This window comes from Rhodospirillaceae bacterium (genome assembly GCA_018662005.1).
Lineage (GTDB): Bacteria > Pseudomonadota > Alphaproteobacteria > Rhodospirillales > JABHCV01 > JACNJU01.
Window position 1 is genome coordinate 14,338 of record JABJHA010000027.1, and the last position, 16,332, is coordinate 30,669.

Consider the following 16,332-nt stretch of genomic DNA (forward strand, 5'->3'; position numbering starts at 1 on the left):
CGCTCATACCGAAACAACCTTGACTGCGCATTTTTTGTAATCCGTCTGTTTGGAAATGGGGTCCGTGGCGTCCAGGGTCACCTTGTTGATGAGTTGGCTGGCATCGAACCATGGCACGAACACCAGCCCCCTTGGCGGCCGGTTTCGACCACGAGTTTCAACGCGGGTCTTAATCTCGCCGCGCCGCGACTGGACAAGCACTTCGCTGCCGCGTTTAAGGCCGCGCGCCGTGGCGTCATCGGGATGCATGAAAACGACGGCGTCGGGAAACGCTTCATAGAGTTCCGGCACCCGCTGGGTCATCGAACCCGAATGCCAGTGTTCAAGCACCCGACCGGTAGAAAGCCACAAGTCGAATTCACTATCCGGGCTTTCAGCCGCTGGCTCGTAAGGCAGGGCGAAAATAAGCGCCTTGTTATCCTTCTTGCCATAAAACTGGACATCCGTTCCCAGGTCCACATAAGGATCATGGCCGACCCGGTAGCGCCATTTCGTCTCTTTGCCGTTGACCACCGGCCAGCGCAGTCCGCGCTCTTTATGATAGGTGTCGAAGGGGGCCAGATCATGAGCGTGACCGCGACCGAATTCGGCATATTCCTCGAACAGGCCCTTTTGAATATAAAAGCCGAAATCCTTGGCTTCATGGTTTTCATAATCAAGGTTGGTATGGGTCATGGGGTATTTGTCGACGTTACCGTTCTTGAACAACACCTCGTACAGGGTTTTCCCCTTATATTCCGGTGACTTATCGAGGATTTCCTTGGTCCACACTTCATCGGTGGTGAAGCGTTTGGAAAATTCGACCAGTTGCCACAAATCCGACTTGGACTGACCGGGTGCATCGACAAGCTGGTACCAGAACTGGGTGCGCCGTTCGGCGTTCCCGTAAGCGCCTTCCTTTTCGACCCATATTGCGGTTGGCAGAATAAGGTCAGCGGCCTCGCAGGTCACCGTTGGATAGGCGTCCGATACGACAATGAAATTTTCCGGGTTGCGGTATCCGGGCAGGGTTTCCTCGTTCATGTTAGCCGCCGCCTGGACGTTGTTGTTAACCTGCACCCAGTAAGCGTTGATGTCGCCATCTTTCAGCTTGCGGTTATGAAGCACTGCGTGAAAACCGGGTTTGCCGGGAATCGTGCCTTCAGGCAGTTTCCATATTTTCTCAGCGATCGCCCGGTGGGCCGGGTTTTTAACGACCAGATCAGCCGGCAGACGGTGCGAGAAGGTTCCGACCTCGCGGGCCGTACCGCAAGCCGAAGGCTGGCCGGTCAGCGAAAACGGGCCGTTTCCGGGTTCGGAAATTTTTCCCGTCAACAAGTGGATGTTGTAGATCAGGTTATTACACCAGACCCCGCGGGTGTGCTGATTAAAGCCCATGGTCCAAAGTGACATCACCTTGATTTTAGGATCGGCGTAAAGTTCGGCCATTTCGATCAGCCGGTTTTTGGGAATCCCCGAAAGTTCCGAAACGCTATCGACGTCATAGTCGCTGACAAATTTGGCGTACTCTTCAAACGTCATCGGCTTGGAACCACCGGCCTTGCCGGCGTTCATGGCCTTTTTCTCGAGCGGATGCTCGGGCCTTAGGCCGTAACCGATGTCGGCATTACCGAGACGGAAATTGGCGTGCTTTTTCACGAACTCATGATTTACGCGGTCGGTTTGAATGATGTAATTGGCGATGAAGTTAAGAATCGCAAGATCGGTCTGCGGCGTAAAGACCATGGGAATATCGGCCAAATCGAAGCACCGGTGTTCGAAGGTCGAAAGCACTGCCACCTTGACGCCGGGTGTGCTCAGGCGACGGTCGGTAACGCGGGTCCACAATATCGGATGCATTTCGGCCATGTTCGATCCCCACAGCACAAAAGCATCGGCTGCTTCGAAATCATCGTAACAGCCCATCGGCTCATCCATTCCGAAGGTGCGGATAAAACCGCCAACGGCCGAAGCCATGCAGTGGCGGGCATTGGGTTCAATATTGTTGGAACGGAAACCGGCTTTCATCAGCTTCGACGCCGCATACCCTTCCCAAACTGTCCACTGACCGGAACCGAACATGCCGACCGCCGTTGGTCCTTTTTCACGCAGGGTTTTCTTGAATTTTTCGGCCATGATGTCGAAGGCCGCGTCCCAGCTTATCGGCGTGAAATCGCCGTTCTTGTCGTATTTGCCGTCGGTCATGCGCAGCATCGGTTCGGTCAGACGGTCCTGACCGTACAGAATCTTCGACAGGAAATAGCCTTTGACGCAGTTGAGACCACGATTGACCGGCGATTTTGTGTCGCCGTGGGTGGCAACAACGTGACCATCCTTTGTTGCCACCATGACACTGCAACCGGTGCCACAGAACCTGCACGCTGCTTTCGACCATTTGAGCCGGGTTTTTTCCTTATCGGTGACAAGATTGGCGGCGCTTGCCGGTGTTGGCATTCCGGCGGCGGCGGCGGCGATAGCAACGGCGTTAGCCTTGATGTAGTCACGACGGCTTAATTGAATACCTGATTTTTTATTACTCATCGTCTTCCTCGATCTGATGGTAAACCAGCGATGTGGTGATAACGCCTTTGGTTTGTTCAACGTGGGTGATCGCTTCCATCAGGCTTTTGTCGTTTTCGGCCTCTACAGTAAGGATCATCTTCCCCCTGGCATCCGAATCATGGACCTCGATACCACCCAGTAAATTGAGCGTGTCTGTCAGTCCAGGGATGTGTTCCGGGCGCGCCTGCACCAGCAGGCTGGCGATATGAAATCGCTGTTCGGTAAAACGCGCCGAAATCAGGTCGCGTCGTGACGGTCGTGTCGTCATCTGGGGTATCCTTTTATTGAAAATATTACGCTCTAAATCAGTCATGCCAAGGTGATCAGGAAACACCGGGGGGCCCTGCAAGCAATTGGTATATCCAGATCGCGAATCCGTAACTGCCAACCAGGGCGATGGCCAGCCCAGGGGCCAGCAGGACGGTTAGTAATAAGAAGCCTTTCAGCTCTTGTTCGCGGGTCGGAACCTCTTCGGAAGTGGGGTCGCTCACGTCTTGATACCCTTTCAAACAATCACCAAATCTTGAAATAATGGTAGGCTCATCTTGATGACATGGGAAGGCTTAACTAGGCGATCATAATCCCTTTTTCGGCATTTTATTTGACGGCAATCAAGAACAGGCGACGAAATGGGAAAAGCGTGCAACCATCGCTTCGTTGCGGGTAAGCTTTTCTCAAACATTGCTTGAAGTCGTCACAGAATTCCGCCTTCCATTGTGGGTTCTGACTGCCTTCCAACGCATACAGCAACGGCTTCAACGCCGTTCCCCGAAGCCATTCAAAGACAGGGTCCACGCCTTCCAGTATGTGTACGTACTGGCTTTCCCAAATATCAATGGAGCGCGCCTGTGCGGCCAGCAGATCATAATAGTTTTCTGTGGACCCGACCGGACTTTCGCGCACAAGCGGTGCCAGTAATTCCGCCCACGGGCCGCTACGGGCCACTTCCGCCATCAGGGTATGAGACGGGGCTTCGTGGTTTTTCGGCATCTGCACCGCCAGGACCCCACCGGGGGCAAGCCTTTCCATAAACCCCGGGAACAGATTCTGATGATCATTACACCAGTGCAAAGCGGCGTTGGAAAAAATCAGGTCAACCGGCGCCTCGGACGTCCACGCCGTGATATCGCTTTCAAGCCACCGGATGTCAGGGGCTTCCCTGGCGGCGCGGGCCAGCATCTGGGGAGATGAATCGATACCTGTGATGTCCGCCCCCGGCCAGCGTTCGGCCAGCAAGCGGGTTACCGTACCCGGCCCACAGCCCAGATCGTAAATGGTTTTCGCCTCCGGGGCATTTATGCGGGCCATCAGATCGAGGGCCGGGCGCAACCGTTGATCGGCGAATTTCAAATAGTGTTCCGGGTTCCAGCGCACCGACACCCTTATAAAGCCTGTTTTGGAATGGCCAGCCGGAAGGCGGTTTTCTCTCCGGCGGCTGAAGTCAGAGCCATGTCACCGCCATGGGCGCGCACGATGTCACGAACAATAACCAATCCAAGCCCCGTACCGCCTTCTCTGCTTGAACTGGCAAAAGGCTGGAATAGTTTGTTGCGGGCGTTTTCCGACAATCCGGGGCCATTGTCGGAAATGTCGATAACAACACTGGGCTCCTTATCTTCAGCTGAAATGATAACCTGACTGGCGCCAATCTGACGGGCGTTCAGGGTCATGTTACTAAGCGCCCGGAACAATTGATCCCGGTCCGCTTGTATATCGATTTCAAAATCGACCTCGTTTATCACCATAAAGGACGGGTTGGCGATCGTACCCGTCTCGCCGCCGATGGTCATCTCGTCGCGAGTCGCGGCGGCAACCTCGGAAATCAGTTCACGCAGATGAAAATGGCTGATTTGTAATTTTGTCGAACCACCGCTGACGTAATTGAGAGTCTGGCTGCACAACACCACCGCCTTATCAATCGCCGTATACAGCCGTGGCGTTACTTTTTTGACTTCCGGATCATCAATATCGGCGAGCCGGTCAGACACCAGCATCGCCGTCGATAAGGAATTCCGCAGGTCGTGATTGATTTTGGCGACCGCCGCCCCCAGCGTCGCCAGCCTGTTCTTTTGCTTGAAGGCGGCGCGCACATCTTCTTTCATCATCGCCAGTTCACGTAAGGCAACGCCAATCTCGTCATTACGCTTGCTGGGTTGCAATTGTCTGGTCGTATCTTCCGGATCTTCACGAAAGCGAACCATGGACTGGGTTATGTGACGCAAAGGGCGGACCATCAGCCACAGCAGACTGAAATAGACAAGGCCCGCCGTGAGCAGGGAAATAACAATGGAAAGTTGAAGGATACGGGCCGAAAAGCCGAGCATGGCTTGACGCATTGGCGCTTCATCCAGGGTCACTTCGACAACCACGTCCATGGCCTTGGGGGAAATGCCAATAACCTGCATGACCCGGTTGCCGTCGCTAAAAAGAACCTCGAAAGCATCCAATATCCACATGCGGAAATCCCCCTGACGCATATCAAAGATAACGTCGATACGGGGCAGGTTGGTTTGACTTAACATCAAAACCCGCCTTGTCGGATGTTTCAGGGTAATTGAGTAGGCTTCGGCGTGGTACAACAGCTCTTCTTCAAGTTCGCGGTTGACCATGTTATCTGGCGTCGCCTCAAGGGCCAGGGACGCCAGATGGGCCGTGGCGATATGATCTTCAAGATAATCCTTGCGAAAGCGCGAGATCGACGGCGTATAGATCAGGAATTCCGCGACCATGACGAAAAAAATGGTCAGCACCAGAAGTTTGGCCGACAGGCCGGAAAAACCCTTTGGCATTGGCTCCGTTGAATCGGGCTTTGTCGCTGGTGTGGTTTCCTGCTCACTCATAGCGACATTATACTATCCAAACAGCCTTAAAAAGCGGATCAGTTTTTTTGTCCGTGGGCCAAACAGGGCCTCCGTATAAAAACTGCCCGCGGCCCGCTTGGAGACTTCGCCCAGAGTCGGATACGGGGCAATCATCGATGCGACATCGCCAATCTTCAATTTTCTCGACATCGCCAGAACCCACATCTGAATGAGTTCACCGGCGTGGGCCCCGGCGATTCCGACACCAAGGATATGGCCCTTGCGGTTCGTCACAACCTTGATCAGGCCATCGGTCAGGCGCTCTGCCTGGGCTCGGTCATTTTCCGCGAAGGGCCAGGTCAAGACTTTGATATCATTCTGTTTTTTTCTAGCCTCATCTTCTGTTAATCCGACCTGGGCCAACTCCGGCGCGGTATAGGTGACCCATGGGGTAGCCCGCATATCGGCCTTGGCGGGTAACCGGAACAAGGCGTTACGGATGACAATACCGGCGTGATATCCGGCAACATGGGTAAACTGGAACCCGCCGGCGACATCACCAATGGCAAAAATTTTCTTGTTGGAAGTGCGCAGTCTGGCATCAACGGTAATGCCCATGGGGGAATGCTCGACGCCGGCTTTTTCCAGATCCAAAGAACCCACATTGGGCCTGCGACCGGCGGCAACGAGAAGGTCAGAACCTTCGATTGTTTCCTCCGCGCCATCTTTTTCAATGATCACGGCAACCCCGGCGGGCGTCTTCTCGACGCCGACAACCTTAATGCCTTCGATGATGGTGATACCGTCCTGATCCAAAGCCCGGCGCACCACGGCGACCAGTTCCGAATCATCCTTGGGCATGATCGCGAACATTTCCAGGACCGTCACCTTGCAGCCCAAATGACGATGGGCCTGGGCCATCTCGATGCCAATAGGACCGCCGCCAATAACGACAAGGTGGTCAGGTAGAACAGGGCCGTTAAAAATAGTTTCGTTGGTCATGTAAGGAACCTGATCCAGTCCCTTGATCGGTGGCACAAAAGCGTGCGAGCCGGTGGCGATAACGAAACGTCGGGCCCGCACGGTGGTCTCACCGGCAACCACTTCACCGGGTCCCGTAAAGCAGGCTTCGGCCTCAATCACCTTAACGCCCATCCCTTCAAAGCGTTCAACCGAATCGTTGGGGGCAATGGCGGCGATGGTATCGCGGATATGGCCGTAGACTTTTTCCGAACTGATCTCGGGTTTACCGCCATTGACGCCGAAATCCGCAGCGTGCTCAAAAGCCTTGGCCGCGTGACCGGCGGCCAATAGCGCCTTCGAGGGAACACAGCCGTAATTCAGACAATCGCCACCCATCAAACCCTTTTCGATAAGAGCCGTCGAAGCGCCCATCTGTTGGGCCCCGGCGGCCACCGACAGGCCGCCTGAACCGGCGCCGATGATGCATATATCAACCTTCACATGCTCTGCCATAAGTTTGTCCTAAGTATCCGATTTAATGAATTTTTTATAAATCACCGGAATCAATGCCAGTGCCGCAAGGCCGATGATCGGGATGAGAATTTCCGGAGCCAGAATAAGCCCCAGATCAGGTTCACCCCCACCTTCAAAGACCATGCCCAACCCGTTTCCAACGCTGGCGTAAACAAGGGCCCCCGGGATCATTCCGAAAAAAGTGCCCAGCACATAAACCCGCAGCGAAACATTCAGGAAAGCCGGCACCAGATTGACCAGCCAGAACGGGAACAGCGGAACCAGCCTGAGCACCAGCATGTAGCTCAACTGGTTCTCCTTAAAGCCCGCCTCCATTTTGGTAACCGCCGCCCCGCACTTGGCGCGAAGGACATCGGCAAAGGCGAAACGGGCGGCCAGAAAAACCATTGTCGCACCGGCCGACGCCCCGGCAAGGGAAAGAAAGCCACCAGCCACGGTGCCGAACATAAAACCGCCCGCCAGAGTCATCCACAGGCCGACAGGCACTGAAAGGCCACTGAGAACGGCGTAAGAAGCGACAAAACTCAGGGTCGCTATGAGAAAATTCTCATCACGCCAGTGCATCAACAGGTCGCGGTTGTCTTTGAGCGCCTGAAACGACAGATATTGATCCAGCCCAAGCCAGAAAAAAGAAATAAATCCGGCAACCATGACGACCAGCGGCAACAATTTTTTAACGGAGAACGTCTCCCCTGTTGTCTGGGTATCCGGCTGGTCCATGTATGTCATTCCTGGAATCTTGTTAACAACTTGAAAACAATAGCAAACTTTACCCCAAAGACGACAATCGATCAGCTTTTTTCGGGCGCTTCCTTTATAAATTGCCACTCCCGGGCCTTGCCAGTCACCTTTACGTTACCGCCAGGTTACCGGCCCGTCCCGGAAAATAAGGGATAAAGGCGCAGATGGCGTTGACTTCCCCCCGCCAAGACCCTATACACCGGGCTTGTTTTTTGACGGGAGTGAACCCTTTGAAACGTACTTATCAACCTAGCAGGCTTGTCCGCAAGCGTCGGCATGGCTTTCGTAGCCGTATGGCCACCGTTGGCGGCCGCCGTGTTCTTGCAAACCGCCGGGCCAGAGGCCGCAAGCGCCTTTCTGCTTGAGCCTTAGTCTCGTGTCTGCAATTCCACGCCTAAAGCGCCGTCCTGAATTTCTGAAGGTCGCCGCCACCCGGCGTAAGTGGGTCGCGTCGGGACTGATTGTACAGTCGCGTCCGCGCCCCGACGAAGAGACGGACATCAGGCAAGCACGCGTTGGCTTTACGGTCAGCCGCAAGGTCGGCAACGCGGTTGCCCGTAACAGGGTCCGCCGCAGACTAAGAGCCGCCGCCGAAAACGTGATGACAGAACACGCCCAACCGGGTATGGATTTCGTTATCATCGGACGCAGGAATTCGCTGAAAAGATCGTTTTCTGATCTGGAAGACGATTTAACGACGGCCTTGAAAAAGCTGGATGCCTATCAATAAAGACTACCGGGGTTTTGGATTTGAAAAAGCTGGCAGGTTTTCCCGATAACGCGCTGTGGCATTTGCCCAGACGCATCGCCACGAGCCTGGTCCGCGGCTATCAGTTGCTGATCTCGCCGGTGTTGCCGGGCAGTTGCCGCTTTTATCCATCCTGCTCCAGCTACGCCATGGACGCTTTTAGCCATCACGGTTTTGTCAAAGGGGCGTGGCTCGCCTTAATCCGTATTGGCCGTTGCCATCCCTGGGGCGGAGAGGGTTTTGATCCGGTTGCCGGTTCCAGCCTTGACTGCCATCACCATAATCACAAACCAGTTTGACCTTTAAGATGACGGAAAAATAATCAATGAACGATAATCGTAATCTTATTCTGTCGATCGTCTTTTCCGTCGTCATTCTGGTCAGCTATGAGTTTTATAATTCCTGGCGCTATCCAGATGCGACGATCCCCCTGGGAGATGAGAGAACCGCCACGGACACAACGACGCCAACCCCTGCGCCTCAGGCCCCGTCCACAGTTCCCGGCACAACCGGCAATGCAAATTTAAACGCTCCCTCGATTCCCGGCAGCGCAGCACCCACGGCTGCCGAAGCTCAGATGGCCGGTCGCGCCGATTTGCTTGAAAAAAGCGCCCGTGTCAAAATTAACTCGCCGCGTCTGCATGGTTCGCTGTCGCTTGTTGGCGGACGCCTTGATGACCTGACCTTGTCGGACTATCACGAGGAACTGGACAAATCGAGCCCGGCCATTGTACTGCTCTCACCCAGCGGTGCCGAAGGTGCCTATTTCACTGACTACGGCTGGGTTGGTGAAGGGATCAGCTTACCCAATTCAGAAACCCTGTGGAGCGCCACCTCGCAAACGTTAAATCCGGAAAAACCGGTGACCCTGTCATGGGACAATGGCGAGGGACTGGTTTTCAAACGCACCTACACCATTGACGACGGTTACATGTTCACGGTTACCCAGGCGGTCGAAAACAACAGCGGCAAGCCTGTCACCCTGCATCCCTACGCCCTGATGTCACGTCATGGCCTGCCGGAAGTCACCGGTTTTTACATTCTTCATGAAGGCCTGTTGGGTGTCTTTGATGAAACCCTGCAGGAAGTCGATTATGACGATATGCAGGAAACCAATTCGGTTCAGAACAAGACCACCGGCGGCTGGCTGGGCATTACCGACAAGTACTGGCTGGTGGCCCTTGTCCCCGACCAGAAAACACCGATCACATCGCGCTTTACCTATCGCAACGATCAGGGTCTTGAAAAGTTTCAGGCTGACTTCCTGGGCCAACCTGTATCCATCGCGGCGGGTGCCAGCGGGGCTGTCACCAGTCACCTGTTCACCGGCGCCAAGGAAGTCAAATTGCTGGACCGTTACGAGGCAGATATCGGTATCGCCCGTTTCGACCTGGCCATCGATTTTGGCTGGTTCTATTTCCTGACCAAACCGATCTTCTACACCATGATTTTCATCAACGAGCATGTCGGCAACTTCGGCATCGCCATTTTGCTGCTGACAGTTCTGATCAAGCTGTTGTTCTTCCCGCTTGCCAACAAGTCCTACACGTCCATGAGCAAGATGAAAAAATTGCAGCCCGAAATGGTCAAGCTGCGCGAACGCTTCGGTGACGACAAGACCAAGCTCAATCAGGAAATGATGGCCCTGTACAAGCGCGAGAAAGCCAATCCGGCGTCCGGTTGTCTGCCGATGTTGGTGCAGATTCCGGTGTTCTTCTCGCTCTACAAGGTTTTGTTCGTGACCATCGAAATGCGTCACGCGCCGTTCTTCGGCTGGATTCAGGATCTTTCAGCCCCCGATCCGACTGACGTCTTCAACCTGTTCGGCCTGATCCCGTGGGATCCTTCAACGGTGCTGCCCGAACCCCTGCTGGTTGGCGTGTGGCCGCTGATCATGGGCATTACCATGTTCTTGCAGCAGAAACTGAACCCGCAACCCGCCGATCCGGTACAGGCCAAGGTCTTTATGTTCCTGCCGATCATGTTTACTTTCCTGCTGGCCCGCTTCCCCGCCGGTCTGGTCATTTACTGGGCCTGGAACAACCTGCTTTCCATCATTCAGCAAAAAGTCATCATGATAAAAATGGGCGTTAAATAGCCCGAAAGATGACCGATGACAGACACCGCCCCCTCTGCCGATAACGAATTCGGTCGCTGGCTGTTTTCCCAGTCCTGCAGCTTTGTCATCGGGGCTGTCAAACTGGATGACCTGCCGCAGGGCGAGATGGTGGAAATCGCCTTTGCCGGACGCTCCAACGTCGGCAAGTCGAGCCTGATCAACGCCCTGACCAATCACAAGGATCTGGCCCGCACCTCCAACACGCCGGGGCGAACCCAGCAGCTTAATTTCTTTGATCTTGGCGGCAAGCTGATGATCGCCGACCTGCCCGGTTACGGTTATGCCCGTGCGCCCAGGGAAACTGTCCGTCAGTGGACGGACCTTGTCGGCGACTACTTGCAGGGTCGCCCGCAATTACGCCGCACCTGTCTGCTGATTGATGGCCGCCACGGCATTAAAGACAGTGACCGCGAAGTCATGAAGATGCTCGACGACAGTGCGGTTTCCTATCAGGTGACGCTGACCAAGTGTGACAAGGTCAACGTGACAGAAATGGAAAAGCGGATCAGCGCCGTTGCCGAGGAACTTAAATCCCATGTCGCGGCCCATCCCGACCTGATCGTCACCTCGTCGATCAAGGGAGACGGGATCGAGAGCTTGCGCGCGGCCCTTGCAGCTTTGGTCAGTGAACGATAGATTCTTCCGATGAGTAAAAAAGACACATCCAATGACACGGACAAATGGCTGGCCCAGGCCCGCACCTTGTCCGAAGCGTTGCCCTATATGCGTCGCCATTCCGGCCAGACCCTGGTCATCAAGTATGGCGGTCACGCCATGGGCGATGAAGAACTGGCCAAGTTGTTCGCGCGCGACATCGTGCTTTTGCGGCAAATCGGCTCAAACCCGGTTGTCGTCCATGGTGGCGGTCCGCAAATCGGTGACATGCTCGACAGGCTGAAGGTCAAAAGCGAGTTTGTCGAAGGCTTGCGGGTCACCGACAAGGAAACCATCGATGTCGTCGAAATGGTCCTGTCGGGCAGCATCAACAAACAAATCGTCTCGTCCATCAACGCCGCTGGCGGTTTTGCTATTGGTTTGTCGGGCAAGGACGGCAACCTGATCGTCGCTGAGAAACTACGGCGCAGTAAGCGCGACCCGGATTCCAATATCGAGCGCATTCTCGATCTGGGCCTGGTAGGCGAGCCCAAGGTCATCACCACCCATGTTCTCGATAATTTTGAAGAATCCGATATCACCCCGGTCATTGCGCCGATCTGCGTTAGCCCGAAAGGCGAAACCCTGAACGTTAATGCCGATACGGCAGCTGGCGCCATCGCCGCTGCCTTAAGCGCCAAGCGCCTGTTGATGCTGACCGACGTCGTCGGTGTCCTTGATGGCGAAGGCAAGTTGATCCCTCATCTGGGCGTCAGTGAAGCTGAAAAACTGATCAAGGACGGGGTTATTGAAGGCGGCATGATTCCAAAGGTCGAAACCTGCCTGAACGCCATTGAGCAAGGCGTCGACGGCGCGGTGATTATCGATGGGCGGGTGCCCCACGCCCTGCTTCTGGAACTGTTCACCGAACACGGTGCGGGAACACTGATTGAGCCCGACTAGGTTACTTGGCCAGATCTTTCAAAAAATTAATCTGCCAGTTCATATCTTCTTCACTAAGCGGGTAATTTTCTCCGGCGGGCGTCGTCAAAACGTCTTCTCTGGGAATTTTACACATCCTCAGTTGCAGCTGTTCAACCAGCCATGGCTCTAAAGATGCCTTCCAGGCGATGGCGATGATAGCCTTGGCGCTGCGCGTGGAAATCGCGTGCATGACGGCTTTTTCTTCCAGTTCGGACATCACAACCAGGGCGGCGGCGGCAAAATCGCGTTCCCCTTTCTGCAATGCCTCGTTCAACCGGTCAGGGGTCAATCCGCCTTCATGATTAAGCTCCTTGACCATCTTCATCTTGGAAGGAGAAATGGTTTCAATATCAGCTGACTCTTCATCATCCGGCTCGCTCTGCTCTTCTTCAAGACGACGGTTCACAATTGTCCGGACTTCATCGGCTGTCTCCTCGTCCAGATCTTTTCTGGCGGTCAAAATATCAAGCAGATTCCCGGCCACAAACCGGGCCAGACGGCCAGCCGCGCCGGCCGGCAATTTAGGACGGTGGGCAAGTGGTTCGTGCCAGGTTTCGTAATCAACAGCCCGGTCAATAAGGTTATTCAGGGTTTCCTCGCGGATTTGCGCGCTCTTGTTAGCAAGCAACGAAGTGATTGCTTCCTGATCATCACTGGCGGCAATGGCGGTGGAGACAGACTCACCCAAATCATGACGCCTTGAAACGGCGCCCAAAACCCCGCCGACCGGTTCATTTGCAATAATTTCCAGCAGGTCATCAACACTCAACACCGGTGAGAACTCAAGGATCGGCCCCGAAACCACCAGTTCCACATCACGGGCCAACTGGCGGATCACTTCGGGCGGCGCATCGGCAACGTCTTTTAAGGTTTCGGCGAGAATTTGACGAACCCGGGTCATCTGGTCACGGGCCAGAATTTCAAGCGCCTCGTAAGTCATTTTGCGAATGCTGTCTTGTTCGTCGGCGCTCAGGCCCGGGGCCAGCAGTGCTATTTTCTCGGCCATGCCAACGCGCACATCGTGATCTTCATCAACGACAAGCAGAAGATCGGCCATGCGCGGCGTCGCAGCATTGGCTGCGATAGCGCGGCGAACGGCGGGGTCCTTATCCTCGGCCAGATAGTACAGCAATTCGGGCTTGACATCATCGCGCCCGGCAAGTTCCAGGCGCACATCCGCATCACCGTTTTGGGCCAGTTCCCTGGCCTTCTCGTAGGCCATGGGCTTTTTATTCGTCAAACCCTGAAGAATTTTTTTAATAACCATTAGCGCATACCGGCAACATTATCGTCCCGTCTTGTTAACTCTCGTATTGAAGTAAGCGAGCTGCCAAACCATTTCATCTTTGCCCATGGAATAACTACCCTCGGAAATCGTGTCGAGAATTTCCGTCGGGGCTATACCGGCCATGCGTTGTAAAATCATAGCCGCCATCTTGGCTGACAAGCCCGACTTCCATACCAGTGCCGTTACCCCCTTGGCGCTGTGGGATGAAAAAATTTTATGGGCCACCCCGATATCAACCCCGGCCCTGACCACCAATGCGGCAAAGACAAACGGATGATCGTTGGCGTTCAGTGCCTTGCCGATAACATTGTCATCAAGCCGATCGGCCGCCAACAGGCGTTCGGCAACTTCAATGGGCGGGGCGACTTGCAGGAAGTCCAGCGCATGGACGGAAGAAGAGCTGTCCCCCTTGCCGCCGGTTGATATACGGTGATGGACCATTGATTTCACCGCTTCCAGGGTCTCGTCGTCGAGGTCGTCGCGACCTGAAAGTTTTTCAAGCAAGCTATCGGCTACAAACTGGGCAAGCCGTGTTGCGGCCCCGCTTGGCAACTTTGGCCGACTGACCAGGGGGGCGTGCCACAGCTCAAAGCTGTCGGCCTTGGCGATCAAATCATCCAGGGTTTCCTCGCGAATTTGCGCCGTGCCGTTACCCAGCAGGTCGGCAATCGCCTCTTCATCATTGGTCGCAACGATGGCCTCGGAAACCCCTTCGCCGACGCCCTGACGCTTAGATATGGCATTTAATCCCCCCTTCACGGTGCCCAGGGAGATAATCTCGATCAGATCCTCGTCATTGAGAACCGGGGAGCATTCCAGCACCGGCCCGGCGACAGCCAGTTCTCCATCCATGGCCAGATGTTTGATCACGTCCGCCGGGGCATTGGTGACATCTTTCAGGGTCTCTGAAAGAATTTGCCGGACCTTGGTAATTTCATCCTTGGCCAGCAGGGTCAGGCTCTCATGGGTGCTCTGTCGCAATTTGTCGCGCTCGTCATCGCTTAAATCAGGGGCGATGCGGGCCAGTTTTTCGGCCAGGCCAAAACGAACCTCTTCATCTTCATCCTTGGCAAGAAGGGTGTGGGTTTGACGTGGTGCGTTGGCGTTGGCGGCGACTGTTCTGCGCACCTCGGGGGCGGCATCTTCGGCCAGAAAATACAAAATTTCGGCTTTAACATCGTCGCGAGCGGCAAGTTTGCGACGAACTTCCGGATCATGATCATGGGCCATATCGCGCGCTTCGTCATAACTTAAGGGAACCTTATTGTTCATTTAAGTTTCTCCCGCAGCGGCGGCGACGTGAAAGCCGCTCTTGCCGGCCCGCTTGACTTCGTACATGGCGGCATCGGCACGGGCAACCAGAGATTCCAGGTCTTCGCCGGAACTCGGATCATAAACGGCAATACCGATTGAAACACCCAGCGGATGATCCGGGTCCCCGGAAAATTCCCGAAGACACTGACTGGCTTCCATGATGGTCTCGACACGCTTTAACATCACATCCTGGGGTATCCCGTCCATCCACAAGGCAAATTCATCACCCCCCATGCGGACCATGGCGTCGCCGGGGCGGGAATATTCTATCATCATGTCACGAAGACAAAGAATAGCCTCATCACCGCGTTGGTGACCATGAATGTCATTGACCATCTTGAAGTTATCCAGGTCCAGATAAAACAATGCTGCACCCTGACCGTTATGTTCAAGACGCTTGAAACGGCGGGGTAATTCATCTTCAAAAAAGGCGCGACGGTTCAAAAGGCCGGTCATGCCGTCTGTGCGTGACAAGTTGACGATGCGTTCGTGATTGGCGATCTGCTCGTTGGCAATACCGATCTGATTGGCCACATCGCCAATCAGGATGTGGAAATTGTCATCCCAGCCTTCATCATCAAGCGGTTTCCATATGCAGATACCGCCGTTAATGGCCTGACGATAATGGGTCGATGTGGCCAGCATCCGCCAGGGACCGATCTCGGCCGGATGAGCGCCGATTTGATCGCCAATTTTTGTCAACAAATCCTCAATGCCGTCGGTGTTTTCAACATCACCGTATTCAGCCGCCATGTTGTAGGTGTCATCTTCGGTTTTGCGATAAATCCGGCAACCACTGGCGCCCAGCGCCTGGGATGTCGCCGTCGCCGCCTTGGTCAGCATGTTTAAGGGATCAAGTTCGTCGCGAATGGAATTGACGATGTAGCCCAACAGGTATTCACGTTCCTGGGCGCTGCGCAGGGCGGCTTCCCGCTCCCTGTCCTCTGTCACGTTGCGGCAGATACCGCGGGCGCCGTGCCATTCGCCCGGCTCGCCCATCAAAGGCAAGCAGGAAGCGACCACGCAGGCGTCTTTACCTGTCGCCGATTTCATCCAGATTTCCACACTGTCCATGGGCCTGTCGCTCAAAAAAGGCAAAGGCTGGTAATGTTCGGCGTCAATCACGAATTCCTCGGGATGGTGGCCGACGATCTCATCGGGGGTAAAGCCCAGAGCGCCTTCGGGGGAGACGAAACTGAAGGTTCCTTCCGGGCTGATTTCCCAGGCGAAATCGCTGGAGACTTCGACCAGGTCCTTGTAGCGCTGGCGCGATTCGACGAGGGCCGAGCGCAGGTTCCTTTCCATGGTCACATCGTGGGAGAGAACCAGAAAATCACCACTGGCCTCTGCCGTTGAGGAAAGTTGGGGAATGACCGACACCTCCAGCAGGATTTCTCCTTTTATGCTCTTGAACAGGATCGGACCGACAACCACCGTCATCTCCGCCGCAGCCTTGGCAATCATGTCAGGGATAGCGTCCGCTTCGCCATGTTCCAGCAAGGCTTTAAGGCCCATACCCTTTTCATTGGCAGCTATGACGGAACAATCGCCACGCACCATCAAAGCGGCGTCAGGATAGCCTTCAAGCAGCTTGTTGACTGATTCGTTTTCACCTGACGACATCGCTTTAAAAAACCTCCGGTCCGTCGAAAAATCGACCGATCCTGTTTCCATCCGCTGCTTTTGCTTTTCCCACGACGAACAT

General features: G+C 54.8%; 16 protein-coding genes. 6 read left to right on the forward strand and 10 right to left on the reverse strand.

Annotated elements, in window-relative coordinates; genetic code table 11:
- Positions 1-3: 3 nt before the first annotated feature.
- The 7 genes from napA to HOL66_11675 all read right to left on the reverse strand — a co-directional run bounded on the left by napA (position 4) and on the right by HOL66_11675 (position 7,559).
- Positions 4-2,520: a nitrate reductase catalytic subunit NapA gene (napA, locus tag HOL66_11645; GenBank protein MBT5244884.1), complete on the reverse strand. Its 2,517-nt coding sequence runs from the start codon at positions 2,518-2,520 to the stop codon at positions 4-6.
- Positions 2,513-2,809 (reverse strand): chaperone NapD, encoded by a 297-nt coding sequence (locus HOL66_11650; protein MBT5244885.1) that lies wholly within the window; start codon positions 2,807-2,809, stop codon positions 2,513-2,515. Before HOL66_11650 ends, napA begins: the two co-directional genes overlap by 8 nt.
- A 55-nt stretch (positions 2,810-2,864) precedes the next feature.
- Entirely contained in the window at positions 2,865-3,032 is a 168-nt protein-coding gene (locus HOL66_11655) for a nitrate reductase (GenBank protein ID MBT5244886.1), read from the reverse strand.
- Between the two features lie 106 nt (positions 3,033-3,138).
- On the reverse strand, positions 3,139-3,915 hold the full coding sequence (locus tag HOL66_11660; GenBank protein MBT5244887.1) for a methyltransferase domain-containing protein: 777 nt from the start codon (positions 3,913-3,915) through the stop codon (positions 3,139-3,141).
- An 8-nt stretch (positions 3,916-3,923) separates the two neighbouring features.
- Entirely contained in the window at positions 3,924-5,381 is a 1,458-nt protein-coding gene (locus HOL66_11665) for a HAMP domain-containing histidine kinase (GenBank protein ID MBT5244888.1), read from the reverse strand.
- Positions 5,382-5,393: 12 nt separating this feature from the next.
- Complete coding sequence (locus HOL66_11670; GenBank protein ID MBT5244889.1) at positions 5,394-6,818, reverse strand: FAD-dependent oxidoreductase; 1,425 nt, start codon at positions 6,816-6,818, stop codon at positions 5,394-5,396.
- Between the two features lie 9 nt (positions 6,819-6,827).
- Complete coding sequence (locus tag HOL66_11675) at positions 6,828-7,559, reverse strand: TVP38/TMEM64 family protein (protein ID MBT5244890.1); 732 nt, start codon at positions 7,557-7,559, stop codon at positions 6,828-6,830.
- 251 nt (positions 7,560-7,810) lie between these two features.
- Between HOL66_11675 and rpmH the strand changes: the two genes are divergently transcribed.
- The 6 genes from rpmH to argB are packed head-to-tail and all read left to right on the forward strand — an operon-like array spanning position 7,811 to position 12,004.
- Entirely contained in the window at positions 7,811-7,945 is a 135-nt protein-coding gene (gene rpmH / locus HOL66_11680) for a 50S ribosomal protein L34 (GenBank protein ID MBT5244891.1), read from the forward strand.
- Positions 7,942-8,310, forward strand: coding sequence for a ribonuclease P protein component (gene rnpA, locus HOL66_11685; GenBank protein MBT5244892.1), 369 nt, complete (start codon positions 7,942-7,944; stop codon positions 8,308-8,310). The genes rpmH and rnpA overlap by 4 nt, the downstream gene beginning before the upstream one ends.
- A gap of 53 nt (positions 8,311-8,363) precedes the next feature.
- Positions 8,364-8,627, forward strand: coding sequence for a membrane protein insertion efficiency factor YidD (yidD, locus tag HOL66_11690; GenBank protein ID MBT5244893.1), 264 nt, complete (start codon positions 8,364-8,366; stop codon positions 8,625-8,627).
- 26 nt (positions 8,628-8,653) lie between these two features.
- Positions 8,654-10,426 carry a membrane protein insertase YidC gene (gene yidC / locus HOL66_11695; protein ID MBT5244894.1) on the forward strand — a complete coding sequence of 591 codons (1,773 nt, stop codon included), beginning with the start codon at positions 8,654-8,656 and terminating at the stop codon, positions 10,424-10,426.
- A gap of 15 nt (positions 10,427-10,441) precedes the next feature.
- Complete coding sequence (locus HOL66_11700; protein MBT5244895.1) at positions 10,442-11,083, forward strand: YihA family ribosome biogenesis GTP-binding protein; 642 nt, start codon at positions 10,442-10,444, stop codon at positions 11,081-11,083.
- 9 nt (positions 11,084-11,092) lie between these two features.
- Positions 11,093-12,004 carry an acetylglutamate kinase gene (argB, locus tag HOL66_11705; GenBank protein ID MBT5244896.1) on the forward strand — a complete coding sequence of 304 codons (912 nt, stop codon included), beginning with the start codon at positions 11,093-11,095 and terminating at the stop codon, positions 12,002-12,004.
- Position 12,005: 1 nt separating this feature from the next.
- Here argB and HOL66_11710 read toward each other — a convergent pair whose 3' ends face one another.
- The 3 genes from HOL66_11710 to HOL66_11720 are packed head-to-tail and all read right to left on the reverse strand — an operon-like array spanning position 12,006 to position 16,250.
- Positions 12,006-13,292 (reverse strand): DUF2336 domain-containing protein, encoded by a 1,287-nt coding sequence (locus HOL66_11710; protein ID MBT5244897.1) that lies wholly within the window; start codon positions 13,290-13,292, stop codon positions 12,006-12,008.
- Positions 13,293-13,310: 18 nt separating this feature from the next.
- Positions 13,311-14,585, reverse strand: a complete 1,275-nt coding sequence (locus HOL66_11715) for a DUF2336 domain-containing protein (GenBank protein MBT5244898.1) — start codon at positions 14,583-14,585, stop codon at positions 13,311-13,313.
- The gene (locus HOL66_11720; GenBank protein MBT5244899.1) at positions 14,586-16,250 is read right to left on the reverse strand and encodes a sensor domain-containing diguanylate cyclase; all 1,665 of its coding nucleotides are present in this window, start codon (positions 16,248-16,250) and stop codon (positions 14,586-14,588) included.
- Positions 16,251-16,332 lie beyond the last annotated feature (82 nt).